General features: G+C 66.4%; 1 protein-coding gene and 1 pseudogene. Both read left to right on the forward strand.

Translation table 11 applies throughout. The features are described 5' to 3' along the window. A partial coding sequence (locus RND78_RS27775) for a response regulator (RefSeq protein WP_312733444.1) occupies positions 1-390 on the forward strand: 390 nt, incomplete at its 5' end. A 72-nt stretch (positions 391-462) separates the two neighbouring features. Next, positions 463-1,099 (forward strand): annotated as a pseudogene (locus tag RND78_RS27780) (hybrid sensor histidine kinase/response regulator); the annotation flags it as partial.

Consider the following 1,099-nt stretch of genomic DNA (forward strand, 5'->3'; position numbering starts at 1 on the left):
GGCGCGCAACCGCTGTCGGGCCTGCGCATCCTGCTGATCGAGGACGAAGCCAGCGTGCTACTGGCCACGGCCACTTTGCTGCGCCACTGGGGCTGCGAGGTGCAGACCGCCAGCGGCATTCCCGAGGGCTTCACCCCCTGCGACCTAGTGATCACCGACTTCGACCTCGACCGCACCGCCTCGGGCGCCGATTGCCTGGCCTACCTGCGTGACCTGCAGGGCCAGCACGTCCCGGCCATCGTCATCTCCGGACACGACGTGACCCAGGTGCAGCGTGCTATCGACGATCCGCGGGTACCAATCCTGTCCAAGCCGGTCCGGCCCCACGAGCTGCGGGCGTTACTGCGGAGCTTCCGGCTGGAATCGACGGTCCCGCCGGTGGAGGCCTGAGGCCTTGCAACAGGCAGCCGGGGTTGCATGGTGTACGCCCGAGTTTTCGAGCCCGCCGCCTGGACGAGTACCATGCTGAAGTCTCGCCTGCTCCTGGACATCCGCAACGACCTGCCAGCGCTGCATTGGCGGGACGCCGAGCTGGGCCAGGCGCATATTCGCCTGGTGGTGGCCAGCCTGGCGATTCTCTACATCATCGTCCTGTACTACTGCGGCGGCCTGGATCGGAGCAGCCTGGAGCGAATCCTCGTCTGCTACATCGGGGTCATGTTCGCGGCGATCTGGCTCTGGCGGCACATCAAGCGTCGCCCCGGCATCCGCCACTGGCGCCGTTTGCTCGCCATGAGCTTCGACTACGGTTCCCTGACCTACTCGATGTTCCTCGCCGGCGAACAGCTGCTGGCGTTGCATGGGGTGATCCTGTGGATCACGGTCGGCAACGGCTTGCGCTACGGGCGGGGCTATCTGCTGCTGGCGACCGCCCTGGCGCTGGGTAGTCTGGCCCTGGTGGTCCCCTTCACGCCCTTTCTGCTGCGGCATCCTGCGGTCCCCCTGGCACTGCTGATCACCACCGTGATCGTCCCGGGCTACATCTATTATCTGCTCGAACAGCTGCAGCGGGCCTTGCGCGAAACCGAAGTCGCGCAACGGGCCAAGGCGCGTTTCCTGGCCCAGGCCAGTCATGACCTGCGCCAGCCGATCCACGCCT

The organism is Pseudomonas oryzihabitans, assembly GCF_032027545.1.
GTDB classification, from domain to species: Bacteria; Pseudomonadota; Gammaproteobacteria; order Pseudomonadales; family Pseudomonadaceae; genus Chryseomonas; species Chryseomonas oryzihabitans_F.